This is a genomic window from Klebsiella sp. 1SOBk10mer (genome assembly GCF_046602535.1).
GTDB classification, from domain to species: domain Bacteria; phylum Pseudomonadota; class Gammaproteobacteria; order Enterobacterales; family Enterobacteriaceae; genus Klebsiella; species Klebsiella quasipneumoniae.
Genome location: NZ_JBKIUP010000017.1, coordinates 27,007 through 53,034, shown reverse-complemented (window position 1 = coordinate 53,034; position 26,028 = coordinate 27,007). Strand labels below are relative to the sequence as shown.

Annotated in this window: 20 protein-coding genes and 9 pseudogenes; 16 read left to right on the top strand and 13 right to left on the bottom strand. The window is 49.6% G+C overall.

The genetic code is table 11. The annotated features are described in order from the left end of the window. Both ACLH1I_RS24625 and ACLH1I_RS24620 read left to right on the top strand, forming a co-directional pair. Positions 1–108: pseudogene (locus tag ACLH1I_RS24625) on the top strand (IS481 family transposase); the annotation flags it as partial. Positions 109–826: 718 nt separating this feature from the next. Continuing rightward, on the top strand, positions 827–1,087 hold the full coding sequence (locus tag ACLH1I_RS24620) for a hypothetical protein (RefSeq protein WP_017901409.1): 261 nt from the start codon (positions 827–829) through the stop codon (positions 1,085–1,087). Between the two features lie 109 nt (positions 1,088–1,196). Here the strand turns inward: ACLH1I_RS24620 and ACLH1I_RS24615 are convergent, their stop codons facing one another. From ACLH1I_RS24615 to ACLH1I_RS24600, 4 genes and pseudogenes are all read right to left on the bottom strand, one after another. Then, positions 1,197–1,667 (bottom strand): RES family NAD+ phosphorylase, encoded by a 471-nt coding sequence (locus ACLH1I_RS24615; protein WP_032413375.1) that lies wholly within the window; start codon positions 1,665–1,667, stop codon positions 1,197–1,199. Beyond that, complete coding sequence (locus ACLH1I_RS24610) at positions 1,664–2,107, bottom strand: antitoxin Xre/MbcA/ParS toxin-binding domain-containing protein (protein ID WP_032413443.1); 444 nt, start codon at positions 2,105–2,107, stop codon at positions 1,664–1,666. The genes ACLH1I_RS24615 and ACLH1I_RS24610 overlap by 4 nt, the downstream gene beginning before the upstream one ends. Positions 2,108–2,206: 99 nt before the next feature. Beyond that, positions 2,207–2,719 (bottom strand): annotated as a pseudogene (locus tag ACLH1I_RS24605) (DUF4113 domain-containing protein); the annotation flags it as partial. A gap of 100 nt (positions 2,720–2,819) precedes the next feature. Next, positions 2,820–3,005: a DUF2188 domain-containing protein gene (locus tag ACLH1I_RS24600; RefSeq protein WP_071571073.1), complete on the bottom strand. Its 186-nt coding sequence runs from the start codon at positions 3,003–3,005 to the stop codon at positions 2,820–2,822. A gap of 19 nt (positions 3,006–3,024) precedes the next feature. Here ACLH1I_RS24600 and ACLH1I_RS24595 point away from each other — a divergent pair. After that, positions 3,025–3,249, top strand: a pseudogene (locus ACLH1I_RS24595) (transposase); the annotation flags it as partial. A 133-nt stretch (positions 3,250–3,382) separates the two neighbouring features. On the opposite strand, the pseudogene ACLH1I_RS24590 reads toward ACLH1I_RS24595, so the two are convergent. The 6 genes and pseudogenes from ACLH1I_RS24590 to ACLH1I_RS24565 form a co-directional block, all read right to left on the bottom strand. After that, a pseudogene (locus ACLH1I_RS24590) lies at positions 3,383–3,508 on the bottom strand (transposase); the annotation flags it as partial. A 57-nt stretch (positions 3,509–3,565) separates the two neighbouring features. Next, the gene (locus ACLH1I_RS24585) at positions 3,566–3,913 is read right to left on the bottom strand and encodes a hypothetical protein (RefSeq protein ID WP_032413377.1); all 348 of its coding nucleotides are present in this window, start codon (positions 3,911–3,913) and stop codon (positions 3,566–3,568) included. Between the two features lie 136 nt (positions 3,914–4,049). After that, a complete protein-coding gene (locus ACLH1I_RS24580) occupies positions 4,050–5,228 on the bottom strand; it encodes a cystathionine gamma-synthase family protein (RefSeq protein ID WP_032413379.1) in 1,179 nt (392 codons plus the stop codon). A gap of 46 nt (positions 5,229–5,274) precedes the next feature. Beyond that, positions 5,275–6,273, bottom strand: a complete 999-nt coding sequence (gene doeB / locus ACLH1I_RS24575; protein WP_032413381.1) for a N(2)-acetyl-L-2,4-diaminobutanoate deacetylase DoeB — start codon at positions 6,271–6,273, stop codon at positions 5,275–5,277. A 12-nt stretch (positions 6,274–6,285) separates the two neighbouring features. Then, the gene (gene doeA, locus ACLH1I_RS24570) at positions 6,286–7,476 is read right to left on the bottom strand and encodes an ectoine hydrolase DoeA (RefSeq protein WP_032413383.1); all 1,191 of its coding nucleotides are present in this window, start codon (positions 7,474–7,476) and stop codon (positions 6,286–6,288) included. A 493-nt stretch (positions 7,477–7,969) separates the two neighbouring features. Continuing rightward, positions 7,970–9,379 carry a PLP-dependent aminotransferase family protein gene (locus ACLH1I_RS24565; RefSeq protein WP_032413385.1) on the bottom strand — a complete coding sequence of 470 codons (1,410 nt, stop codon included), beginning with the start codon at positions 9,377–9,379 and terminating at the stop codon, positions 7,970–7,972. A 191-nt stretch (positions 9,380–9,570) separates the two neighbouring features. On the opposite strand from ACLH1I_RS24565, the gene ehuB reads away from it, so the two are divergent. The 8 genes and pseudogenes from ehuB to ACLH1I_RS24525 form a co-directional block, all read left to right on the top strand. Further along, positions 9,571–10,425 (top strand): ectoine/hydroxyectoine ABC transporter substrate-binding protein EhuB, encoded by an 855-nt coding sequence (gene ehuB, locus ACLH1I_RS24560; protein ID WP_032413386.1) that lies wholly within the window; start codon positions 9,571–9,573, stop codon positions 10,423–10,425. 124 nt (positions 10,426–10,549) lie between these two features. After that, complete coding sequence (ehuC, locus tag ACLH1I_RS24555) at positions 10,550–11,209, top strand: ectoine/hydroxyectoine ABC transporter permease subunit EhuC (protein WP_032413447.1); 660 nt, start codon at positions 10,550–10,552, stop codon at positions 11,207–11,209. Then, positions 11,206–11,862, top strand: a complete 657-nt coding sequence (gene ehuD / locus ACLH1I_RS24550; protein ID WP_048281129.1) for an ectoine/hydroxyectoine ABC transporter permease subunit EhuD — start codon at positions 11,206–11,208, stop codon at positions 11,860–11,862. The genes ehuC and ehuD overlap by 4 nt, the downstream gene beginning before the upstream one ends. 14 nt (positions 11,863–11,876) lie before the next feature. Beyond that, a complete protein-coding gene (ehuA, locus tag ACLH1I_RS24545; RefSeq protein ID WP_032413390.1) occupies positions 11,877–12,659 on the top strand; it encodes an ectoine/hydroxyectoine ABC transporter ATP-binding protein EhuA in 783 nt (260 codons plus the stop codon). 71 nt (positions 12,660–12,730) lie between these two features. Next, positions 12,731–13,489: an amino acid ABC transporter ATP-binding protein gene (locus tag ACLH1I_RS24540; protein WP_032413392.1), complete on the top strand. Its 759-nt coding sequence runs from the start codon at positions 12,731–12,733 to the stop codon at positions 13,487–13,489. A gap of 94 nt (positions 13,490–13,583) precedes the next feature. Then, positions 13,584–14,603 (top strand): pyridoxal-phosphate dependent enzyme, encoded by a 1,020-nt coding sequence (locus ACLH1I_RS24535; RefSeq protein WP_032731846.1) that lies wholly within the window; start codon positions 13,584–13,586, stop codon positions 14,601–14,603. Beyond that, on the top strand, positions 14,600–15,544 hold the full coding sequence (locus ACLH1I_RS24530) for an ectoine utilization protein EutC (RefSeq protein WP_032413397.1): 945 nt from the start codon (positions 14,600–14,602) through the stop codon (positions 15,542–15,544). Before ACLH1I_RS24535 ends, ACLH1I_RS24530 begins: the two co-directional genes overlap by 4 nt. Before the next feature lie 352 nt (positions 15,545–15,896). Then, positions 15,897–16,016, top strand: a pseudogene (locus ACLH1I_RS24525) (transposase); the annotation flags it as partial. A 219-nt stretch (positions 16,017–16,235) separates the two neighbouring features. Here ACLH1I_RS24525 and ACLH1I_RS24520 read toward each other — a convergent pair. Next, a pseudogene (locus tag ACLH1I_RS24520) lies at positions 16,236–17,251 on the bottom strand (IS110 family transposase). A 66-nt stretch (positions 17,252–17,317) separates the two neighbouring features. Between ACLH1I_RS24520 and ACLH1I_RS24515 the strand changes: the two are divergent. After that, a pseudogene (locus tag ACLH1I_RS24515) lies at positions 17,318–18,291 on the top strand (IS3 family transposase); the annotation flags it as partial. A 210-nt stretch (positions 18,292–18,501) separates the two neighbouring features. Next, entirely contained in the window at positions 18,502–19,038 is a 537-nt protein-coding gene (locus ACLH1I_RS24510; protein ID WP_023288364.1) for a hypothetical protein, read from the top strand. A 137-nt stretch (positions 19,039–19,175) separates the two neighbouring features. Here ACLH1I_RS24510 and ACLH1I_RS24505 read toward each other — a convergent pair. Further along, a pseudogene (locus ACLH1I_RS24505) lies at positions 19,176–19,452 on the bottom strand (IS3 family transposase); the annotation flags it as partial. Positions 19,453–19,796: 344 nt separating this feature from the next. On the opposite strand from ACLH1I_RS24505, the pseudogene ACLH1I_RS24500 reads away from it, so the two are divergent. Continuing rightward, positions 19,797–20,537: pseudogene (locus ACLH1I_RS24500) on the top strand (tyrosine-type recombinase/integrase). An 821-nt stretch (positions 20,538–21,358) separates the two neighbouring features. Here ACLH1I_RS24500 and ACLH1I_RS24495 read toward each other — a convergent pair. Beyond that, positions 21,359–22,369, bottom strand: coding sequence for a RepB family plasmid replication initiator protein (locus tag ACLH1I_RS24495; protein WP_017900946.1), 1,011 nt, complete (start codon positions 22,367–22,369; stop codon positions 21,359–21,361). 729 nt (positions 22,370–23,098) lie between these two features. On the opposite strand from ACLH1I_RS24495, the gene sopA reads away from it, so the two are divergent. Continuing rightward, the gene (sopA, locus tag ACLH1I_RS24490) at positions 23,099–24,265 is read left to right on the top strand and encodes a plasmid-partitioning protein SopA (RefSeq protein WP_023287153.1); all 1,167 of its coding nucleotides are present in this window, start codon (positions 23,099–23,101) and stop codon (positions 24,263–24,265) included. Further along, positions 24,265–25,236 carry a ParB/RepB/Spo0J family plasmid partition protein gene (locus ACLH1I_RS24485; protein WP_004117790.1) on the top strand — a complete coding sequence of 324 codons (972 nt, stop codon included), beginning with the start codon at positions 24,265–24,267 and terminating at the stop codon, positions 25,234–25,236. The genes sopA and ACLH1I_RS24485 overlap by 1 nt, the downstream gene beginning before the upstream one ends. The last annotated feature ends 792 nt before the right edge of the window (positions 25,237–26,028 follow it).

The window sequence follows — 26,028 nt, the reverse complement described above, 5'->3', positions numbered from 1 at the left end:
TATCTGGTGCTGTATAACAGCAAAAGGCCACATAAATCACTCGAACTGATGACGCCAGTGGACTATATTTTACGTGAGAGTAAAAATTGCAATATGTGGTGGACCCATACATCTCCTTGCCTTACGGCAGCTAAGAGGCTACTCTGTTGGTGTCTAGTCAAGCAGATGGCCTCGTGTGGTTGGTTAATGAAAATTAACGTCCTACGGGGCTTTCTTCTTTCTGCCTCACAACATCAAAACACTCAAACATCATGAGGCAAAAAGCCTCAAGCGCCGACACCATTATACCGTGTTTACTCCCATCCTCCCAGGGCTAATAAGCTGGTAAGTTAATAACTTTTAAGATGGTTTCCGCCGTGTTTCTGCCCTGCATCCCGGCATCTGCTGGAGTTCAGTCATGAATTTTCCCCTCTGTCGATATGCTCCGGTTACCACTTCTGCGCCGACCAATGTAACGGTTCTGTGCAGACGCAATGCAGTGCCAGGACAACCCCCTTGTTCGCCAGCTGCGCCCATGTCTGATGTTAACCAAACGACTCAGCTACCTGTTTGAAGATTTACGCCAAAATAGAGGTCTACGCTTATGACAAAATTCTCCAGGCAATATCAGATATCAGTAGCGTCATATCCGAAAGAGATTTTTAAAGTCACTTTTCCTGATTGTATTTCTTTCAAAATTTAATGAAGGTAAGGTTATTTAGCCAATTGACGCGCCACTTGAATAAGTTATTATTACTTACAGTCACTCTGAACTATCAGCAATTTTACAGGCTCAACAATGCCTGTAGAAATATCTTTGTATCGGTATTATTTTAAGGAATCAATTATGACACTCACTGCATATTACCAGCTAAGGAATACAAAGGCCGCAGGTCTTGGTTTCGAATTGCTGACCAGTGAACCGGGAGCCTTTATTGTGCTGGAAGAAAGCAGTTATGAGAAACCGTATGAAATTGCCCGCTATGGGCATAACGGGAGTGCAGGCGATCGTTCGAATGCGTTCAGTTGCGCGATGAATAAAGCCCGTAGCCTGCAGAATTACAGTGGAGCAAAGCTGGATTACAACGTTTACGAAGAAACTGCCTGAATCATCCTGTAATAGCTGTGTGTAGTCTTTGCCCGCCGCTGACGGGCTTTTTTATGTGACACCGGACAGGAGCGCCAGGCATCATGACAACGCCCTCTCCTCCTTTGCTTCACTTCCTGTCAGGTTTAAGACGACTATCAAACCGGAACGCTATCTGTTGAGCCTTCTGCACGATCCCGTAAAACTCAGGGTGCTCAGGATTTAACAGATAGTTGAACTCTACCGGCGATAAGGCTGAGGGAACACGCAGTGCAACCGAGCTCCTGGTAAATGACCAGGCATCTCCGTAATCAGCCAGTTCCTGAGGCGCATCCTCATCAGCCCAGTTGTCCGGTAATTCATCCATGTTTGCGCTTTGGATCAGTTCATCAGGCACATCGATACTCAGTAGCGTGAAAGAGTCCATTATCTGTGCCGCATGCAGGTGTACCAGCGTCTCCAGCATCGTTAGTGATGCTGTTTCGGAGACATATACCATTGACACCCCCACGCTATTCCAGCGCCCACCAGCCTCTTTCGCACCATATCCGGTCCAGGCCGTAGAAAGATACTTTGTTTTCGTCAGCCTGTAGAGGATCACGAGTACACCCCATGCTCCAGACGCGTAATCAGCTTAATGACCTCATAGGCTCCCGTTTCGGATGCCATCAGGTCTGCTGGCACTTTCCAGCTCAATGCCCGGTTAGGTTCGTTCAACCACTTCTGTGCGGCTTCCCTGTCGCCTTCAAACAAATCTACCGCCCGATCAATGACGCGGATAATACGTACCAGACGTTCACTTTGTTCCGGGTTAAAACGTGCCTTCACACTGCGGCTAAATGTGGTTGACGGGATACCGGACATTTTTCTCAGGTCATTCTGGGTTATTCTGGCCCAGTCAGTTATCCGGTTCGCCACCTTCCCGTCCAGACCTTCATTTATTTGGCCCAGAAGCGCTACGCCATCAGCATTATTTAACCCGGCAACCTGCCAGAGGCGCTGTGGTCTGGCTGGAGTTGAGGACAAACTAAATGTTTTCATAGCAAACCTCCATTTGGTCTTCTCATTATACCCAAATAGTAGCACCAGAGCAAATATCAACCACCAGCAGACGGAAGGCATTTTTCCTGATTGCGATACTCAGAGTGTAGCGATCGGTATCGAGTCCCACCTCGTTGTATAGGCTGGAGAGAGCATATCTCTCTTCATTGACCACGCCGGTGCGATGCCCCGACCGGCAAACCATACTTTGCCTTTGCCTGAGTTGTTTATCGTATCCAGTACGTTCATGAGCGCGTCACTGTTTGCATACGACCTCCCTTCATCAAATAACGATAGCTGGGTAACTCCGCAGGGACGGAAATCGTTGAGCATGACTCCCGCCTTTGCATAGTTATGTCCGTCTTTCCAGATTTTATCCAGAGCCCGGCCCGCCGCCGCGATAATGTCCCGCGTATCACGTGATGGAATGCAGAGCTGTTCGCTGGAGACTTTGCTGTAATAGGGTTCATGTTTTGAAAAAGTCGAGGTTTTTATGAAAGCTGATACCTGACCGCAGTACTGACGTTCCTGGCGCAATTTTTCCGCAGCACGTTCAGCATACTGGCAAATTGCCTGCCGCATGGATTCATACGTTGTTATACGCTGCCCGAAACATCAAGAAAAAGATTGTGCTCATTAAATGAATAGATTAGGCTTTCTATTGAAATTGATAGAAAAAAGAGGCTGCATAGCCTTTTTTTTTCCTCACTTCTCATCCTTTATGGGGGAATGGATCTTTTCCATGGGAGTCTCTATCTCTGATTTGTCCATTTGGTCGATGAATAACCAGTTCACTTTCCTGATTGCGGGAGATTGAACGAGCCGCATCTATTGCTTCCTGTTGTGTACGATGGGTAGATGTTACCCGTTCATTACCCTCTCCACGGCTTTGTTGAATAAATCGAACTTTTGCTGAGTTGAAGGATCAGATCACGCATCTTCCCGACAACGCAGACCGTTCCGTGGCAAAGCAAAAGTTCAAAATCACCAACTGGCCCACCTACAATAAAGCCCTCATCAACCGTGGCTCCATAACTTTCTGGCTGGATGATGAAGCTATTCAGGCCTGGTATGAGTCGGCAACGCCTTCATCACGGGGAAGACCTCAGCGCTATTCTGATCTCGCCATCACCACCGGGTTGCGGAGGCTATGGCCCTGGTACGAGCGCTGAACAAAATGACGAAAGCAGGTATGCCTGAAAGCGTGCGTATTGCCTGAAAACACAACCCGCTACGGGGGAGACTTACCCGAAATCTGATTTATTCAACAAAGCCTATCGCAAGGTAAATCACCTTCCGAACTGAATCGTCCGTTGGGAATATTTTCCGCTTTTTTATCGCCTGTCGGATCACGCTGTTGAGTGATTCTATGGCGTTAGTCGTGTAGATCGCCTTGCGGATATATTGGCGGGAGCCCTGAACCCTGAGCATCTTTACCAATCCCGGCATCATTGACGTTTAAAACAGGCAGATTTTCCTGGACATTAACAGAAGTCTGAATATATCAGCAGTAGATAAGTAAATGATTTTGGTTTTAAAATCTAACGCTCGCATCGTGTGATCTTGATGCGTTGCTGCCCACTGATGTAAGCATTCGGCAATGCTTGCCAATAGATCGTTATCAGGTTCTATGGTAATCGCAACGGCTACCAACTGATTCACGCTGGTTTCCTTTCCTGAGTATTTTTCTTTTAATATGCGTTTTGCCGATATGCCTCTTTTATCATCTTTCGCGTAAAAAATAGGCAGAATTGTGTTGGCGATGTGTGTCGAGGTGATAATGGATATTTTACAATCTGGTTCCATAAGATGACTCCTGATTACAGTGACCAGTATCATACTTCAGGTTGCGTACTTGTTAGCCCTGTGCCCGGCCCATCCATGGGCCTTGTTTTTTTACCGATACTGAGGAAATTACCCTTCGGCATGTTTTTCCCGGAAACTAAACCCGATCCAGTGCCTGGCGCAGATCCTCAATCAAGTCTTCGAGATTTTCAATCCCGGCGGAATAGCGGATCAATCCCTCGGGAATGCCGGCGTTAGCCCGTTCCTCGGCCGTTAATTCCACGTGACTGGTTGTACAGGGAGGGCCAACCAGCGTGCCAACCGAGCCAAGACTGGCGGCTTTATGAGCCAGCTTCATGTTTTCCAGAACGGTAATCACGGCGGGAAATCCCCCTTTAAGAGAGAAGCTCATCATCCCGCCAAAACCGTGCATCTGCTTTTTCGCGATATCATAATGCGGGTGCGTCGGCAGTCCGGGATAAAAGACCTGTTCGACTTTCGGATGCGCCGACAGCCAGCTGGCGATCTTCATGCCGTTTTCGTTATGTCTCTGCATACGTAATTCCAGCGTTTTCATGCCGCGCAGGATCATATAGGCCGAATGGGCGTGGAGCGTGGCGCCGGTAATTTCCCGATAATGAAAGATGGTGCGGATCAGAGATTTTTTGCCGACCACCAGCCCGCCCATGACATCCGAATGGCCATTCAGATATTTCGTGGCGCTGTAGACCACTAAATCCGCACCCAACGTCAACGGACGTTGATTGATAGGCGTGGCGAACGTGTTATCGACGATAACGATACCCCCGTGTTCATGGGCGACGTTTGCCAGACGTTGGATATCGACAATTTTTAACGTCGGGTTAGTCGGCGATTCTAGATACAGAACCTGACAGCCTTTTTTAATTTCATTTTCAATGGTATCAAAATCCGTGGTATCGCACAGGCTTACGTCAATATTCTGCCGTGGCAGGAATTCGATAAAAATTTTATTGCTGCCGCCGTAAGTATCTTTAATCGCTACGACACGATCATGCGCTTTTAATAAGGAAAATAAGGTGTTGCTGATTGCAGCCATACCGGTAGAAAAACTGGTGGCATCTTCTCCGCCATCGAGCAGGGCAATTTTTTCCTCTAAGGGACGAACGGTTGGGTTAGTATTCCGGGAATAAATATGGCCGGCTTTTTTGCCAAGGGCAACGTCGAACCATTCGGCCATATCATCGTAATTGAAGGTAACGGAGTTGAAAACCGGAACGCAAATTGCGCCTTCGGCAAAGGCTTCGGCTTCGCCGCCCCAGATGGCGGTGGTTCCTTTATGAATATTATCTTGCATAATAGACTCCTTATCACAGTCTAATACATGAGTATCGGGTAAATTTTTACGCGCTGACGATTTCACTAATAACCAGCATATTATCGCCGCTGTGGATCACCCCGGGGAAATGCCTACCGGTTACCAGCCCTGAGCATTTTGCTGTATATTCGATTGGCTTAACGCCGGTACGTTTCATATCATGAACACGAGCCACGACATCACCTTTCTTCACCATGGCGCCAAGGTCATGACAAATCTCAAATAATCCGTCATGTTCGCTGGTAATGAAACAAGCGCTATCATCTTGTTTCAAATATACGGTAGGCGATAATTGTAATTCGCCATTCAGAATTCCCGCACGGATAAGCACATTGGTAATCCCACGTTCCGCAATCGCGACGGTTTTCGCGGAACTGGAGCCGCCGCCGCCAAGTTCGGTGGTGACAAAAATTTTCCCGGCGTCTTCAACGGCGGTGTCAAACATACCGACGGAATCCAGTTCCAGCATTTGCAACGAATAGGGCGCCGAGAACGCCGCAACTAATTGTTCGGTTTCCTGTTGCAGCGCTTTATCTTGCAGAATATGGCTGGCGGCAAACGGCAGAAAATCGAGGGTTTTACCGCCGGAATGAATATCAATGACGATATCGGCTAACGGCAATAAAGTATGCTGGAAATAATCAGCAATTTTTTGTGTGACGGTACCGTTAGGGACGCCAGGGAAACTGCGGTTCATATTGCCATGATCAATCGGCGATGTGCGGGTTGCCGCCAAAAATGCCGGTGTATTCATGAACGGCACAATAATAATGCGGCCGTTAACATTCTGAATATCGATAGTATTGGCAAGTTTACTTAATGCAACCGGTCCTTCATATTCATCGCCATGATTGGCACCGGTTAATAAGGCCGTTTTCCCCTGACCATGATTAATGACGGTGATGGGGATCATAATCGCACCCCAGGCCGATTGGTCACAGGAATAAGGCAGTTTTAAATAACCGTGATGAATACCATCAGCAGCAAAGTCGATGGTCGAAGATATTGGATTTTTAGCTGACATAGTCAATACCCATTAATCTTTAATAAAGAGTTTACGCGGATAATTGCAGAAAGTTTCGACACCAGTATCGGTAATTAAAATACTTTCAGTAATTTCTAAACCCCAGCTATCCATCCACAGTCCTGTCATGAAATGGAAGGTCATTCCTGGCTGAAGTTCTGTATGATCATCACTACGTAAGCTCATGGTCCGTTCGCCCCAATCAGGAGGATAACTGATGCCGATCGGATAACCGCAACGGTTATCTTTATGAATGCCATATTTTTCTAAGACGGAAAAGAATGTCCGCGCGATATCCCCGGTGGTATTGCCAGCTCTGGCGACGTCGAGAGCGCATTCAGTACCTTCGAGAACCGCTTTTTCCGCATCAAGGAAAAATTGCGGCGGCTTGCCAAGATAAATGGTGCGCGACATCGGGCAATGGTAGCGTTTATAACAACCGGCGATCTCGAAAAAGGTGCTGGTATTATTCAGGATCGGCGAATCATCCCAGGTCAAATGAGGTGCGGAGGCATCTTTTCCCGATGGCAATAGCGGGACGATGGCCGGATAGTCGCCGCCAAAATTGCCGACGCCGCGGATACCGCTATCATAAATTTCAGCCACCAGGTCGCATTTACGCATGCCCGGCTCGATACGTTCATAAATCCGGGTATGCATACTTTCGACAATACGCGCGGCGACCCGCATATATTCGATTTCCTGTGCCGATTTCACTGCCCGTTGCCAGTTTACCAGCGCCGTCGCATCCACAAAGCGAGCTGCAGGAAGATGCGCTTGCAGAGAGGCAAAAGCTTTCGCGCTGAAATAGTAGTTATCCATTTCTACGCCAATGGTCATTTTCTCCCAGCCGTGGGCCGCAATCACCTCTTTGGACAGATAATCCATGGGATGGCGGACAGGCGACTGAACATAGAAATCGGGATAGCCAATCAGGTGATCTTCCTGCATATAAACGGTGCGTTTCGCACCATTAACATCCTGCCCCCGCCCGTACCAATAGGGGTCGCCTTCCAGCGGCAACAGCACGCACTGGTGAACGTAGAAGCTCCAGCCGTCATAACCGGTCAGCCAGGCCATGTTCGATGGGTCCGTTACGATCAGTAATTCGATTCCCTTATCCTGCATAGCTGCACGGGTTTTGGCTAAGCGCCGCTGGTATTCTTCGCGGGTAAAGGGAAGCTGGATGTTAGCCTCGGTCATAGTCATCTCTCTTATAAACAACTACTTAAATTAATAGTCAGGCTATTTGTCGTACTGCATAACCTGCCGTTTGAAAAATCCGTAAGCGTTCACCCCGACGTCTGTCGCCAGCATCTGCCCCATTAAGGTGCATGACGGACGTTTCTCCGTCGTAACACGATGACCGTTTTTCTGCTGTCGCCGTTTAGGGCAGAGTAGAGGTTCAGTAACCTGCTGTTCATCAACAATCTTTTTTATGCGGCACGAAAATGCGCCGTATCCCGCACTATCGGTTTTTTTGGCACGATAGATGCTTATATTTGATTACCTATGGCTTGCCGCACAAGATAGTCAGTGTTGAACAGAGCGGGAGCGGCAATGTCGAGAACAACATTTATTGCGTTTCCCTTCTCTGTAAACATGACAATAGGATATTTATGATTGGCAATGAATTGCATTGTACTAGTGCATTTTATTTGTCATGGTTTTTCATATGAAAAAAATATGATTGTCATTATACAACGTCGGCAGGTTGTATCTGCGGATATTGGTTGAACAAGTCGTAAATCGTCAATAGCCCTTGCTCGAATTGCGCATCGCTGCAGTCTGCACCAATACATACCCGAATGGCATGAGTGATGGCGGTTTTATCGGCCGAAAAGGGCGAGGATGACGAAACGGCGACCTGTCTTTTGCGTAGTTCTGCCGTGAGATGATCGGGCTGCCAGTGTTCGGGGATGTTTATCCAGCAACTCAATGCCTGAGGGCTGCCGCCTGACAAATATTTAGCAAAATATTTCCTGACCAGCGCCTGCCGTTTACTGATTAATTTCTTTTGTCCTTCAATAAGATGGTTTGCCGTGCCATCCATTACCCAACGCGATGCGATTTCCGCCAGTATCGGCGAGGCCATCCAGCTGGTTACGCGCAATATACTTTCGGTGCGTAAGGCCAGTTTCGGCGGCATGACGAGGTAGCCAATGCGTAATCCGGTAAGGACCGTTTTGGTGAAGCTGGTGCAATAAAAAGTGAGATCAGGCGCCCAGGTGGCGATGGGGCGCGGGCGTTGTTGCTGGCTTAATAGCGCGCCGTAGACATCGTCTTCAATGATATAAACATTGTAACGTGCGGCAATTTCAGCAATTTGCCGCCGGCGGTGCTCCGGCATAATCGCTCCGGTGGGGTTATTGAGGTTTGGCGTGCAGACCAAAGCGGTCACTTTCTGGTCGTCGCACAGCTCTTCAAAATGATCGGGAATAATGCCGTGTTCATCTATTTCCAAACCCTTTAATTTAAATCCCAACACCTGCGACATACCGATAACGCCATGATCGGTAAGCCTTTCGCACAGCACAAGATCATTCGGCCCCGCCAGCGATGACAGCGCCAGATCGATAGCTTCTGCGCAACCGTTGGTGATGAGTAGGGATTTGGTTTCGACATCAAGCCCGGTTTTCTCCTTTAACCACTGGGTGGCGGCTTGCCGGTGAGGCTCAAGACCGGCGATGGGCCTGAACGTATGAATCCAGGGTTGAAACTGTTCCTGGCTCAGTTGCAGGCAGGTGTCTCGCCATGCCTTTTCCTGCTCGGCATTGCGGATAAGACAAGCATTGGAAAAGTCCAGCATGGTTTGCTGTTGCTGATCCAATATGTCGTAATTGACATTATCGGTAGCCCGCCGGGTGACAAAACTGCCTCTGCCGGTTTCTCCACGAATCAATCCCTGTCTTTTTAATTCCTTATAAACATTAGTGATCGTTTGAATACCAATGTTCAGATCATCCGCTACTTTCCTTTGCGGGGGAAGGCGTTGCCCATCGACAAGCTTCCCGGTCTCAATTTCATGGATGATGGTGTCGACAAGCACCTTAAATTTGAACTCGCCAGGACGAATTTTGCTGAGCGCCGTACCCCATGATTTCATTGTCAATCCTCAAGCTTTGTTTATTTATATGCACTAGTACAACGTAGCAATTTTTTTTGGCTTGGTATACTTTGTTTTGTGTGATAAGGATAAAACACGCTCTCATCAACAACATTGGCAATGACAATTTTCTTTGTCGGATTATGGTTTATCAGCACAAGAATCACTCATCATTTTGGAGGCTCGGGTAAATGAAAAAATGGCTTAAGAAAACACAACGAACCGCCTTGGGGATTGGGGCGCTGGCTTTATTCATCAACTTTTCCTGTCATGCAGATACGGCCCTCGACAAGCTAAACAAGACAGGCGAAATCTCCATCGGTTATTCCAATGAAGAGCCATTCGCCTATGCGGATGCGTCAGGAAAGGTGACTGGCGAGTCTCCGGAAATCGCGAGGATCATTTTCAAAAAACTCGGCGCCAAAAAAGTCGATTCCGTGCTCACGGAATGGGGGGCGTTGATTCCGGGCTTGCATGCCGGACGCTTTGATGTGATCGCGGCAGGGATGTATATCACTCCGGAACGTTGCAAACAGGTGCTGTTCACCGACCCGCAATATCAGCTTGGCGATACGTTGTTGGTTAAACCCGGCAATCCAAAGAAACTGCATAGTTATGCTGATTTTGCCAAAAACCACGACCTGCGTCTTGCGGTGACCGCCGGTACGGTTGAGCTGAAATATGCCCGGGACAGCGGTATTGCTGATGATCAGATTATTCAGGTGCCAAATACCACGGCGCAGTTGCAGGCCGTCAAGGCGGGCCGGGCTGATGCGGCGATAGGTACCGCGCTGACCATGAAGGATCTCGCGAAAAAAGGCGGATCGTCGGTAGAGGCGACCACGGATTTTGTGGACGATCCTTCGCACATCGGCTATGGCGCGTTGGCATTCCGTCCGCAGGATAAGGAATTAAGAGATAAGGTGAATGCGGAATTGAAAAAATGGTTGGGTTCGGAAGAACACCTGCGGACCGTGGCGCCATTTGGCTTTGATAAAAGCAACATCACCCATAAAACCGCCGCTGAAATTTGTAAGGGCTCGTGACAGCCGCAGCGGCGCAATAGCGCAAGGAAGAGGGGGAAACAACCTCTTCCTTATCATTTGATGTTTTATCATTATGCGCAGAAGCCATTGCATAATGATTTTAGTGAAATCAGCGGGTGTGTTTATGCATGAATTATTGCCTTTGCTATGGGATGGCACCTTAGTTACTTTGCAAATCACCGTGTTTGGATCGCTGCTGGCGGTGGTGGTGGCGCTCGTCGCGGCATTAGGCAAACTCTCCCGGTGGCCGGGAGTGAAATGGCTGGCTATCGGCTTTATCGAACTGTTTCGCGGCACCTCGTTGCTGGTCCAACTGTTCTGGCTGTTTTATGTTTTGCCGCTGCCGCCGTTTAATATCACGTTGACGCCGTATGTCGTCGCTATTATTGGTCTTGGCTTGCATATTGGCGCCTATGGCGCGGAAATTCTTCGCGGCGCGATTCTTGCGGTCCCCAAAGGCCAGACCGAGGCGGCATTATCGCTGAATATTTCTCCGTTACAGTGCTTTACCCATGTCGTTTTACCGCAGGCTATCATCCATGCGATTCCGCCGGGGACCAATCTTCTTATCGAACTGTTAAAAAATACCTCGTTGGTTTCATTAATTACCCTGTCGGATCTCACTTTTCGCGCCGGGCAACTCGATCAGCTCACCGGCAATACGCTGCAAATTATGGGGCTGACGCTGCTGTTCTATTTTGTCATGGCGCAAATACTGGTGGCGGTGATGCGCCTGGTTGACCGGCGGTTTCAGCCCGGGCGTAAAAAGAGGAAGGCGGCATGAACTTTTTTGACTGGCAATACACATGGGAAATTTTCCCGCTGATGATGCAGGCGTCGATCAAGACAATTTATATCACCCTCATCGGCTATGTCATCGCGTTAGTGCTGGGGTTATTTCTGGCGATGGCGCGGCGTAGCGCTTACCGCTGGCTGGCATTCCCGGCGACCGGGGTGATTGAGTTTATTCGTAGTACGCCCTTATTAATTCAGGTTTACTTTATATTCTATGTTCTGCCTAACTATGGCCTGAATATTTCGGCAACCCAGGCTGGGATCATCGGTATCGGGCTGCATTATGCCTGTTATACCGCCGAGGTCTATCGTTCAGGATTTAATGGCATCCCGACCGGGCAATGGGAAGCGATTAAAGCGCTGAATATCCCGGGGCGAGCCGCCTATCTGGATATCATTTTCCCGCAAGTTATCAGGCCGGTAGTGCCGGCGCTGGGTAACTATTTTATTGCGATGTTTAAAGATACCCCGGTGTTATCAGCAATAACCGTTGTGGAAATTATGCAAGAAGCAAAAAACATTGGTTCAGAGAATTTCCGTTACCTCGAACCGATAACCCTGGTGGGGTGCTTCTTCCTGACCATTAGCATCGTGCTGGCCATTCTTTTTAATAAGATAGAAAAGAAAGTCGCCTTACCATAAAGCGGAGCGTAACGATGAATGTTGCACAAAAACCAGACAGCCAACCGTTAGTTCGCTTTAATCATGTCGATAAATATTTTGGCGACCTGCGGGTATTAAACGATCTCAATCTGGCGGTTGCCCCGGCGGAAAAACTGGCGATTATTGGCCCCAGCGGTTCGGGGAAATCCACCGTATTGCGCGCCTTGATGACCCTGGAAAAAATAAACTCCGGAACCATTGAGGTGGAGGGGGAGTTACTGACGCATATCCACAAAAATGGGCAACTGGTGACCGCGCCGGAAAAGCATATTCGGCAGATAAGAAAAAAGATCGGCATGGTGTTTCAGAGCTTCAATCTGTTTCCGCATATGACCGTTATGAAAAACGTCATCGAAGCGCCGATCAAAGCGTTGGGCTTATCGAAAGCGGAAGCGGAAGAACGCGCCGTCAGTTTGCTGCAAATGGTCGGGTTGATGGGTAAAGCCGATTTGTATCCTTCGCAGCTTTCCGGCGGGCAACAGCAACGGGTGGCGATCGCCCGGGCGCTGGTCATGCGCCCGAAAATCATGTTGTTTGACGAAGTGACATCGGCGCTGGACCCGGAATTATGCAACGAAGTGCTGAATGTCATTCGGCAATTAGGCGAACAACATAAGTTGACGATGATTATGGTGACGCATCAGATGGGGTTCGTGAAAGAGTTTGCCGATCGAGTCTGTTTTTTTTGCCATGGCAATATTCTGGAACAGGGAACGCCGGATGACCTATTCAATCGCCCGCAAAGCGAACGGTTACAGCAATTTCTAAATGAATAATATCCGCACGCTAACCATCGCGGTAACTTTCTGAGTAAGTTAATTATTTTCAATATGAGGATATTATGCAAATGGCGGCGAATCAGCAGGAAAATAAATTCTCTATTGTCGATATTCGCAACTTACATAAACATTTCGGCCAGAATCATGTGCTTAACGGCGTGGATCTGCAGATTGCGCGCGGTGAAATTGTCAGCATCATCGGGCAGAGCGGCTCCGGGAAGAGTACTTTACTACGGTGCATCAATGGCCTGGAGAGTTATCAGTCCGGCGAACTGCGGGTAGAAAGCGAACTGGTGGACTGCAGCAATAAACGGGCTTTGCAGCAATTACGCAGTAACGTCGGGATGATTTTTCAGAATTTTAATTTATTCCCGCATTTGACCGTCGCCGAAAACATTATGCTGGCCCCGCGCCTGACGAATTATCTGACGAAAGAAAAAGCGCAAGAGCAAGCTTTACGGCTACTACAACGGGTGAGCCTCGCGGATAAGTTTGATGAATATCCCGATCAATTATCTGGCGGGCAAAAACAACGTGTCGCCATTGCCCGCGCGTTAGCGATAAACCCGGAAATTTTATTATGTGATGAAATCACCTCCGCCCTCGATCCCCAATTAGTTAACGAGGTGTTATTAGTGATTGAAGCATTAGCCAAAGAAGGGATGACGATTATCATGGTTACCCATGAAATGGCCTTTGCCAGAAAAATTAGCGATAAAGTCGTGTTTATGTATAGCGGTAAAGTACATGAGATGGGTAGCCCGGAAATGTTATTTAATCATCCATCGACGCCTGAACTCCAGCGCTTCCTGTCGATGGTATTGTAATTTTTGGCGTGGACAAAAAACGCTGTTGCAAATGGCCGTTTTTTCTCTTAGCTTAATTCGTATAGCGTCGGCGTGATTGCCGACGGGAGTTGATATGGCAAATAACGTCTCTTCAGACATTGATATCGCGGAGTTTTATGCTGCCCGGGAACGTATTTATCCTCTGGCGCTGGCCACCCCGTTGATCTATTCCCGCAGTTTATCCGATCTGTTTTCTGCGCAAATTTATCTGAAATGCGAACAATTTCAGCCGACGGGGGCGTTTAAAATTCGCGGCGCCGCCAATACGATTCTCGGCGAGCTGCAAAAAAATGAGCAACGGATCAGGCGCAATGGCGTGGTCACCGCGTCGACTGGCAACCACGGGCGAGCCGTTTCTTATGTGGCGAAAAAGCTGGGGATCCCGGCGACGGTCTATCTTTCTTCTCTGGTGCCGGAAAATAAAGTCCGCAATATCGAACTGGAAGGCAGCCGGGTAGTGCGTGTTGGCGCCAGCCAGGATGATGCGATGGCCGAAGTGAAACGCGCGGTGGCGGAATTCGGCATGATAGAAATTCCGCCCTTTGATCATCCGTCGATTATTGCCGGACAGGGAACCATCGCCTTTGAACTGAATGAACAGCTCAACGACATTGATTATATCTTTAGCGGACTTTCCGGCGGCGGATTGCTTGGTGGCATCGGTCTGGCGATGAAACACCTTGCTCCACAAACCCATATCGTCGGCGTGAGCCTGGCGCAGGGCGCGGCGATGTGGGAAAGCCTGAAGGCGGGCAAACCGGTGATGGTTGAAGAGGTCGCCAGCGTGGCAGATTCGCTGGGCGGCGGCATTGGCATGGATAACCGCTGGACGTTGCCGGCTGTGAAACAGGTGATGGATCAGCATTTCCAGGTGAGCGACGATTATATCGCCGCCGCGCTGCTGTTGCTGTTCGAAAAAGAGAAAATTTTGGTCGAAGGGGCGGCGGCGGTGGGTCTTGCGGCGCTATTGCAATATCGTCCGGACATCAAAGGCCGTAAGGTCGTCCTGATTTTAAGCGGCAATAGTATTGCCACCGCGACGTTGCCGGCTTTACGGCAACGGGCAGTGAATGTGGATGAGGTAGGGCAATGAAACTTGTTGATCAGGCAGCCATCTCCCGGTCGGTCGCCATCGATATGGATGCTGCGGCAGTGATCGAATCTGCCATGCGCGCGTTAGGCAAGGGCGAAGTGATTCAGCCGGATATTCTTTCCATGAGTTTTCCGCAATATCACGGCGAAGTTGATATTAAAACCGCCTATATCCATGGCGCGCATAATTTCGCCGTTAAAATCAGCACCGGGTTCTTTAATAATCATACGTATGGTCTGCCCAGCCTGAGCGGGATGATGATCGTGTTCGACGCTGAAACGGGCCGTGCGGAGGCCATTCTGGCTGATAATGGCTATCTGACGGCCGTCAGAACGGCGTTATCCGGCCTTATCGCCGCGAAATATCTGGCCCGCGCCGACAGCACACGGGTTGCCGTCATCGGTTCCGGGGAACAGGCCCGGTTGCAGGTCAGAGCATTAAAACTGCTATTTCCGCTTGAACAGGTTAATGTCTGGTCGCGCAACGATGACCATGCTGTGGAATATGCGCAGGAGATGCAGGATGTGGCCCCTCAGGTACGGGCATACGAGAGGATAGAAGATGCCTGTCGCGATGCTGATATTATTGTCACGACAACGCCGGCGATCGAGCCGGTGTTACTGGCGGAGCACGTGAGTCGCGGCAGCCATATTACGGCGATCGGATCGGATAATGAATTCAAACGGGAAATTAGCGGCGAGTTGCTCACTATGGTGGATATCTTTTGCTGCGACCTGCAGTCGCAAAGCGAAAGCCATGGCGAACTGAAATATTTCAAAAACAGACATCAGGAAACGCCCTGGCCGGTATACGAAATTGGCAAAATCATTGCCGGGGAAATCGCCTGCCAGAGAAAACCAACGGATATATCATTGTGCTGCTTATCCGGCACTGGCGTATTAGATAGCGCTATTGCGGAATATGCGCTTTCACGACTTTGAGCACCGGCTACGCCGTTGCGGCAGGATCTGCCATGCGGCATAGCCCGACTACGCGCTTCGACGGTTAAATAACCCATGTCTGGCGGTTCGCTGACGCTACCGGACTACGACGGCGATTTTTGCCATGCTTTTAACTTTCCCCCCGCCTTCTCCGAAGACTTTCGGGCCTGTGTAGCCAACCACTATAGGGCTGATTTCACCCCGGGTGGGTGTTTTAAAACGGACATTAACCGGCTTCGCTGACTTGCTGATGCTGCTGTAACGGCAGCATGAAGCGTCGTTGACCTGCTCCCCGTTGATTAATACACCGCGATGTTAGTAATGTCTTCATAAGCCACATGAGGACATCCCCATGAAGAAGCGTTTTTCCGACGAACAGATCATCAGTATCCTCCGCGAGGCTGAAGCCGGGGTTTCTGCCCGTGAGCTCTGCCGTAAGCACGCTATTTCCGACGCCACCTTTTATATCTATGGACTACCTCCGTTTTGCAAGTACTGAACCTGGTTTTGGGTTGTTGCTTACATCTATCCGGCATCAGGAAAATCTGTGCCCAAATGGGTAATTCGCACACAATCGCCTCAACAACTGGACGGCCTCTGAGGCCAGTATAAAAATCAGGTTCCGATTGTGCAGGTGCAACCTGTCACCATTTCTCAGTACGCTGCAACTTTTTCTGGCAGGGGATTAATTTCACACTACCTGATACTCGGTCTCATTTCTCAGCATCGACCAGATTATTCGCGCGTTTTTGTTAGCGACCGCCACGGTCGTTTTATTAAATCCGCGCCGTTCCTTTAACTGGTTAACCCACTGATTCATATGGCCATCATTGTTATTCGTGGCAACCCTGACGACAGCGCGGGCACCATGAATAAAAAGTGTCCGCAGATGCTTGTCGCCTTTTTTCGTCATATTCATCAGCACCTGTCTGTCACCACGCGAATGCTGGCGTGGAACCAGACCCAGCCATGCAGCAAAGTGGCGGCCATTCTTAAATTCAGTTCTTTGCCAATAGCAGCAACAACGGCCGTGGCCGTTTTAGGGCCAATGCCTTTAACTCTGGCGATACGCTGACAGGCTTCTGATTGCCTGAATACTGTTTCAATTTCCTTATCAAAAAAATGGATCCGACGCCCGAGATCGTTAAAGAGCTCATAGAGCTCGGCAATTGTTCTGCGCATACGGGAACTTAGACCGTTTTCTGCATCTTCAAGGATAAGAGGAATAGCCCGGCGAACTCTGGAGACAGCACTGCCAATGGGGATCCCCCGGTCAAGTAACAGCCCTCTTATTTGACAAACTGTAGCAGTGCGGTGATTGACAATACGCTGCCTTGCCCGGTGTAAAGCCTGGATATCCTGCTGTTCGGGGCTTTTTGGTGGCACGAACTGCATTGTCGGTTGCATCAGAGCCACTGCGATGGCCTGTGCATCATTACCATCATTTTTTTGCCCGCGGACAAAGGGTTTTACATACTGAGGACTGATGACCTTTACTTTGTGCCCCAGTTTCTCAAACTCACGCTGCCAGTAAAATGCCCCGGTGGACACTTCGATCCCAATCAGACATGCAGGAATATTTGCCAGCGTCTGGAGCAATTCTTTTCGGCCAGTTCGTTTCGTATAAACCGGTTTGCCGGCCTGGTTTAACCCACAGAGCTGAAAAACATTTTTAGCCAGATCAATACCCAGAAATACGATATTCATGGTGATTCTCCTGGTGAGCACATTTCGTACAGTTAACCGCAGCGGGAGGAGGTAGTCCATCCCATTAACTGGAAGAAAAAGTTTGGCGGCATGGGCGTGACCGAACTGCGGCGTCTGCGGCAACTGGAGGATGAAAATCAGCGGCTGAAGAAACTGGTGGCAGACCTGAGTCTGGACAAGGAGATGCTGCAGGAGGTACTGTTCTGAGGCCGGCTCAGAAGCGTCAGGCGGTGCATTTTCTGCGGGAGGCTTACCGTATCAGTGTCCGGCGGGGATGCGAACTGCTGATGCAGAGCAGAACCGTTTACCACTGGCAGAGCTGGCGGGATGATCGGGCGATAACCCTGCGTATCCGGGAAATAGCGGAAACCCGGATCCGCTACGGTTGCCCGCGTATTCATATTCAGCTGCGGCGGGAAGGCTGGCCTGTTAACCACAAGAAAACACACCGGATTTACTGTCTGGAAGGCCTCAACCTGCGCAGAAAGCGCCCCCGCAGGCATGTCAGTGCAGCACATCGTCAGCAACGTCCGGTCCTGAGCGGAGTCGATCAGTGCTGGAGTATGGATTTCGTGTCGGATAACCTGTTTAACGGACGACGTTTCCGGGCGCTGACTGTAGTGGATAATTTTAGTCGGGAGTGTGTGGCGATCCATGCCGGAAAGTCGCTGAAAGGTGAGGATGTGGTCGGTGTGATGGAAAGGTTGCGGGTGCCGGGCAAGCGCCTGCCGGTACGTATTCAGACAGATAACGGCAGCGAGTTTATCTCGAAAAGTCTGGATAAATGGGCGTATGAGCACGGTGTTACAATGGACTTCTCCCGCCCCGGAAAACCAACGGATAACCCGTTTATTGAATCATTTAACGGCAGTTTGCGGGATGAATGCCTGAACATTCACTGGTTCCTGTCGCTGGAAGATGCGCAGGACAAACTCGACAACTGGCGCAGGGAATATAATCATGAGAGAACGCATTCATCATTAAATGACATGACTCCGGCTGAATTCATCCGAAGTCTCCGGAAAGACGAAGCTCTCTGATTTAGCACTGCACTGAATTTGGGCCAGGGTCAAAGTTAAAAAGGAGCACACTAAAAGCTTTAGCTCTACAGAGGTTCCTCCTGGTGCTCCCTCGGGAGACTATCTAATGCTGGAGACCAGTGCTTATATTTTTGCGATGAAGCAACCTAGAGGGTATACCTACATTGGTCTGGTGAAGAATTTAATCAACGAAGGTGAAGGACATATTTGGTGGAAAATATAAATAACGATGTACCACAGCATCAACCTTACCGAAATGAAAAGGTATTTAATTCCGGTAAGACAGCACTTGAGCTCAATTTTTCTGAGACAAATGGCAGTGTGAATCTTATCCTTGCGGGGCCTTTAGTATCGAAGCCGGGAAGTTTTGACTGGACTGGTCAAAAGGCCTTTTCAACAAAGCTGAGTGATGATGAAGTGATCACCTTGTGTATGGCGTTTCTTCGCCTTACTCATGAGGCTGTTCTGAAACATAAAAAAACAAAGCACCATAATAAGCAAGTCTACAAAAACGTAAAAGTTACTTTTGATGGTAAATCCACAGCAATGATGGAGGGGGGAGTTGTAGCTATCAACAAAGACGAGAGAGACATTAATTTTATACATAAAATTATTATTGATCCTGCCGCTTGCCTTCGCTTAGGTCTTTTCCTCTTGTCCGTCATACTGGCCCGAAATCCAGGGGTCCCATCTGACGCGGTTCTAACGTGCATGCGTCTTAATGCAAATGCTCAACTACAAAAGTAACTTTTCTATCTTATCATTCCCGTTTTACGGGAATTTCAAAAAAAGATACTTCCCTTAATGGGGAAAATACGCTCGGTTCATAGGATACATTAGATGTAACTATGGACTGACCCCATGCCTGTAGACAAATTCTGTCCTCACGACGAGGCCTGTTCGAAGGCCTCCGGACTGACGCCGCCGGGATGACTGTGGCGCCAGGTCCGATTGTAGAACACTTCAATGTAATCGAAGACATCCGCCCGGGCCAGATCCCGGTTTGGTATGTTCTCTTACTAATGCGTTCTTTTTTCAGTGAACTGAAGAACAATTCGGCCACCGCATTATCCTGGCAGTTGCCACGCCGGCTCAAGCTCGGTGCCAGGTTATTGGCCCGCAGAAGCGGTGCCAGTCGTCACTGCCGTACTGGCTGCCCTTACACAACCACAGACGGAACATGTTAAAGATCATTCCTGCCGATCGCATCTGGAAGGTAGCCGTTTCTCGTCTCCATTAATGCCAGTGTCAACATAGCTGTTTGTCCTGGCATTACCCCATTTCTCCCAAAAACGACGAAAGTGCCTGCAGGCCGCGTCATAACTGGCTTAAACATAGATCTTAACCGCAAAAGGATCCTTTACGCATTTGGTTTTACCCGCAATAATGTGGGATAAGACAACAAAAGGATCCGCGCGCTGCGATTTATTGTCATGGCAGGATCAGCCGCTTCAGGCCAGAATAGCTGTATCCAAACCCGTTGTGCGCTACGTGAAAAATAACTCATGAACAGCATCATTCCCCTGCAGAATTCACCAGATCGCGTCTCCCTGCTGCCGATCCGCCCCGGGCGTTGATTTTGCGACCGCTGTGGCACTCCGGCGGATGGCCACCTCAACAGGTGCCACGCCGGCTTACCTCCTGGCGCCGGAAGTGAGCGCCCTCCTCTGGTATATGCCGGACCAGCGTCACCACATGTTGTTCGCCACCATGTGGAATACCGGGAGCCGTATCGGTGAAGCCCGGACGCTCACCCCGGAATCCTTCGACCTGGATGGTCTGCGCCCTTTTGTTAAGGTGCTTTCGGAGAAAGTGCGGGCGCGCCGCGGGCGGCCGCCAAAAGATGAAGTGCGCCTGGTGCCGCTGACGGATGGCAGTTTTGTGCGTCAGATGGAAAGCTGGATGGTCACCACCCGCCCCGCCGGCGGGAGCCGTTATGGCCGGTCACGGATGAGACAATGCGCAACTGGCTGAAACAGGCGGTGAAGCGGACTGAAGCTGATGGCGTGCATTTTTCGATCGCCGTGACGCCGCATACCTTCCGGCACAGCTATATCATGCACATGCTTTATCACCGGCAGCTTAGGAAGGTCATCCAGGCGCTGGCCGGGCATAAGGATCCGCGCTCGATGGAAGTCTATACCCGGGTATTTGCGCTGGACATGGCTGCCACCCTGGCCGTTCCCTTTACCGCTGACGGTCGAGATGCCGCGGAGATCCTTCGCTCCCTGCCACCGGCCGGCTGAGATTGTCGGGCAGGCGGCCGGGGCTTTGCCACTTAGTGAAGGAGATAAAGACAAACGCATTCCAGACGAGGCAGAGTCAGTCAGTCGCTTCTGAGTCTCTCACCGTGCCGGCTGCAGAAGCGTTACGCTTATCCAGTATGACCCAGGCATCATTCCGTCCGGGTCTGGAGAGAAATATTCATACCGCATCCCGTGTCCCCTCACCTTCTCATTGCACCATGACATCATTCGTATTAAGGAGCCCCGGTCCTCTGGTGACCAGCTGACATCTTCATACCGCAGACAATAAAACTTACTGCGATCCGGATATCAGCAAGTTACAGGGGATATACCTGAGGGCCTTTCCAACCGGGTAAGCCAGGTCGTTATTCAGTATATCGTCGGTGACTGCGTCCCGGGCCATTTCTGACAGCCATCAGGTTTCCTCTTCATGATTGCAGATATCAGTGCGAAGCTGGCTGAGGGTACGATAGGATTAACGAACTTCGGAGGACTGGTTTTAGCAGCTCTTGTATGGCAATGCCGGAATCAACGCTCTGCTGAGTGGCTTCATTCAGTGCGCACCGGGGATTTACTGAAATATTGACTGCGGGATGCAGTCACGTGGAGAGCTCTCAATTGGTCGGGTAACACCCTCGTCAAACTTGCATGCTTCAGTCAATATCAGCATATTCTGGCCATAAATGACATACCGCAGTCAATATTGTCCGATCTTTACCTGCAGGAAGGAGAGCGAATATTGACTGTAGTATGCGTGATGCACCTCACAGTCAATAACTAATTGCGTATGCATACGGCAGTCATGGTAATGCATATCGCAGTCAATTTTCCGGCTTCATCGCCGATAGCGCTTCAGCAAGTTTCTGCGGATCGATGCCTGCAGCCTTCAGTGCCTTGATGACTTCGTCATAATTCTGCTCCGGCGCCTTCTCTTCTTCCTCCTTGCGCGGTACCTTCACCGTCCCGCTGATGAGTTTGGGATTGCGATAATGAACGCTAAAGTAAGTCGCCCGGCCACGTTTAAACTCGGTGTAATCCAGATAGCCGATATCCCGAAGTTGCTCCATAGCCTTTCGGACCGTGTGGTTCTGCGTATAGACATTTGAGGTAAGATTCAGCCGGTCCCGCATACGTTTCATGGAGATAGGTGCGGGATTCTGGGGAAGGCTCTCGATGTAGGTATACAGCGCCTGGGCAGATTCCTTCCGCTGCAGGGCGTCAATGGCTTTCAGCCGAAGCAGGACCCGCCTGTCCATATGGTAAAGCTCAAAGAGCTTGGGTTCAGCCTTGATCTCCACGATATCCTCGTTGATGTCATAATAGGCTGACTGCACCAGATGGGTGGTCCATCCTTTGGTCTCGCTCTGGAACTTCAGGGTAACCGAGGCGAGTTTAAACAGGGAATTGCTGATGCGATCCCGCATTTTCTTGTTTGAGCGCCGTGAGTCAAATCCACACATCTTAACGAATTCAACGAACGACAGCTCCAGAGTGTCACTTTTTACCCCATACTCAGACATCGAGCGAATGATCCCGAGCCAGACTTTAAAATCCGTGTCCATATCAAGACGCGAACCGGTGATCTTAACGTCGGTGTACCCTTCGCTTTTGGCGATGGACAGCTGTACGAGCTCCTCAGTGGCATCTGTGACGTTTTTACGGTTTGCCTTACTCCTGGAGGTTGATTTCAGGGTTGGAACGAAGAGACCGAGCCTCATGAGCGCTACCGGCTGCACAGTACTGGTACTGTTGACATCCAGCTTAACAACTTCGCCGGTTGTCTTGTCCACTTCCTGAAGATTGAGAGGTAAGCTGTTATTTTCGCTCGTCATCTTGATCCTCAACGGTTATCCACAAAAGAATGTCGTTATACGTATCGCAGTCAACGGATATACATACCTCAGTAAATACCGTTGCATATCACAGTATTAGATTTCGCATACAGCAGTCAACTTTTTACATTCCACAGTCGATCCAGTATGACGTTCAAGCCAGTTACAGCGCCTGCTGCAGCGATCCGGGGATCTCTTTAGGATCTCAATATGATCTCTTTGGGATCAATTACTGGATCGAAGCAATGAATAACGTTAATCCCCAGCCAGATCTACCCCACCACATTCAGGGTTCTGCAAGGGTAATCTGAATGCCGCATGAGTAACTCTCCCTGATTTAACATTAAATATTGACTGCGATATGTAGAATCTTCTTTTGTTGTTGACCAGCCCTCGGCTTTTAGTTTCATACCATAGTCAATTTTTCACATATCACAGTCAACTTCATGAAGATAGACTAATCCGGAGAAGTATCCGGCATCGTAGCGTTCGTGCTTTGTGCAGTCTCTGTGCTTTTCCACTTCCTCACTGCGTGAGATCGCTTACTGCGGCGAGCGGCAGTGAGAAATATTGACTGCGGTATGTGATTGAGCCTCTCTTCTCCGGTTTACAGCTTTCATTACAGTCAGCTTTGCAATTTTCAGATGACTTTGCGATTTTATTGTTGCTTTGCAAATAATCCCAAGATTTAATAAAATGATGCAAAGTGATGATTAAAGGATGCTCAGAATGGGACTGATGGATATACTTAACCAGTGCATTACTGCTGGACATGAGATGACGAAGGCTATCGCCATTGCGCAGTTTAATGACGACAGTCCGGAAGCAAGGAAGATCACCCGCCGCTGGAGAATTGGTGAAGCGGCGGATCTGGTTGGCGTTTCTTCTCAGGCAATCAGGGATGCAGAGAAAGCCGGCCGGTTACCTCACCCTGATATGGAAACCCGTGGCAGAGTTGAACAACGTGTTGGTTATACCATCGAACAAATCAATCATATGCGGGATGTGTTCGGTACCCGACTGCGGCGTGCAGAAGATGCTTTCCCTCCGGTGATCGGGGTTGCGGCTCATAAAGGGGGGGTTTACAAAACCTCCGTTTCTGTTCACCTAGCTCAGGACCTAGCCCTGAAAGGACTCCGTGTTCTTCTCGTTGAAGGCAATGACCCACAGGGAACGGCTTCTATGTATCACGGATGGGTGCCCGATCTTCATATTCATGCTGAGGACACTCTCCTGCCCTTTTATCTTGGGGAAAAGGATGATGCCAGCTACGCTATAAAGCCCACCTGCTGGCCTGGCCTTGATATCATCCCGTCCTGTCTGGCACTGCACCGCATTGAAACTGAGCTGATGGGGAAATTTGACGAAGGCAAATTACCTGCTGACCCGCACCTGATGCTCCGTCTGGCCATTGAAACGGTCGCTCATGATTATGACGTGATTGTTATCGACAGTGCACCCAACCTTGGTATCGGTACGATAAATGTTGTATGCGCTGCTGATGTATTGATTGTCCCTACTCCGGCAGAGCTGTTCGACTACACCTCCGCACTGCAGTTTTTCGATATGCTTCGTGACCTGCTTAAGAACGTGGATCTTAAAGGCTTCGAGCCAGATGTCCGTATTCTGCTTACCAAATACAGTAATAATAACGGCTCGCAGTCCCCGTGGATGGAAGAACAAATTCGGGATGCCTGGGGAAGCATGGTCCTTAAAAATGTTGTGCGCGAAACGGATGAAGTCGGTAAAGGTCAGATCCGTATGAGAACCGTTTTTGAACAGGCTATCGATCAACGTTCTTCAACAGGTGCCTGGCGTAATGCCCTCTCTATCTGGGAGCCTGTTTGCGATGAGATTTTTGATCGTCTGATTAAACCACGCTGGGAGATTAGATAATGAAGCGTGCCCCTGTCATTCCAAGACATACCACACATACTCAATCGACTGAAGATACCTCATCACCGGCGCCGGCTGCGCCGATGGTGGATTCATTAATTGCGCGCGTGGGTGCTATGGCCCGCGGTAATGCCATCTCTCTTCCGGTATGTGGACGGGAAGTAAAATTTACCCTTGAAGTGCTCCGGGGAGACTCTGTTGAGAGCGCTTCACGCGTATGGTCAGGCAATGAGCGCGATCAGGAACTACTTACCGAAGATGCCCTGGATGATCTCATTCCTTCATTTTTACTGACTGGTCAGCAGACTCCAGCTTTCGGCCGCCGGGTTTCCGATGTCATTGAAATTGCAGACGGCAGCCGTCGCCGTAAAGCCGCAATCCTGACGGAAAGTGATTATCGCATTCTGGTTGGTGAACTGGACGATGAGCAGATGGCAGCATTGTCCCGACTGGGTAACGATTATCGGCCGACGAGTGCTTATGAACGTGGTCTGCGTTATACAAGCCGGCTGCAGAATGAGTTTGCTGGAAATATTTCTGCACTTGCCGATGCGGAAAACATCTCTCGTAAGATCATTACCCGCTGTATCAATACGGCCAAACTGCCTAAATCCGTTGTTGCCCTGTTTGCACATCCTGGAGAACTGTCTGCCCGGTCAGGTGAAGCCCTTCAGAAGGCTTTTGCAGATAAAGAAGAATTACTGAAGCAGCAGGCTGAGACTCTCCACGATCAGAAGAAAGCGGGACTAATCTTCGAAGCTGAAGAGGTCATTAGTCTTTTAACATCCGTACTGAAACAATCTTCCGCATCAAGAGTTAATCTGAGCTCACGTCATCAGTTTGCTCCAGGGGCAACAGCATTGTACAAGGGCGATAAAATGGTGCTTAACCTGGATAGGTCCCGCATTCCTGCGGAGTGTATAGAGAAAATAGAAGCCATTCTTAAGGAGCTTGAGAAACTAGGAGTTTGATGCGGACACGCTTTAGTCTACGGTTATCTCCCTTTACTTCATTTCCTTTCTCACAGGCCAGAAAAAAATAACTGGCCTGAATACTCTCTATGGGACCACGGTCCCACCTGCATCGTCGTTTAGGTTTTCAGCCTGGGGCCACGGTCCCACCTGCATCGTCGTTTAGGTTTTCAGCCTGGGGCCACGGTCCCACCTGTATCGTCGTATAGGTTTCAGCCTGGGACCACGGTCCCACCTGTATCGTCGTTTAGGTTTTCAGCCTGGAACCACGGTCCCACCTGCATCGCCGTTTAGGTTTTCAGCCTGGGACCACGGTCCCACCTGCATCGCCGTTTAGGTTTTCAGCCTGGGACCACGGTCCCACCTGCATCGTCGTTTAGGTTTTCAGCCTGGGACCACGGTCCCACCTGCATCGTCGTTTAGGCTTCCAGCCTGGGACCACGGTCCCACCTGCATCGTCGTTTAGGTTTTCAGCCTGGGACCACGGTCCCACCTGCATCGTCATTTAGGTTTTCAGCCTGGGACCACGGTCCCACCTGTATCGTCGTTTAGGTTTTCAGCCTGGGACCACGGTCCCACCTGCATCGTCGTTACATTATTAGTTTGGGATCGCAGTTCCATCAATGCCTGTCACGAACAGGTATTGGCATGGCGCCGGTGACCCGTTGAGCGGAGTAATCACGCAGCAGGACTGCTATTACAGGCGATGGTGAGAGCTCTGTTGGGAAATGAACGAAGCATGCATGTTGAGTGAAATCTGCAAAATTTCGCAGGGTATGCGGCTTAATTTTA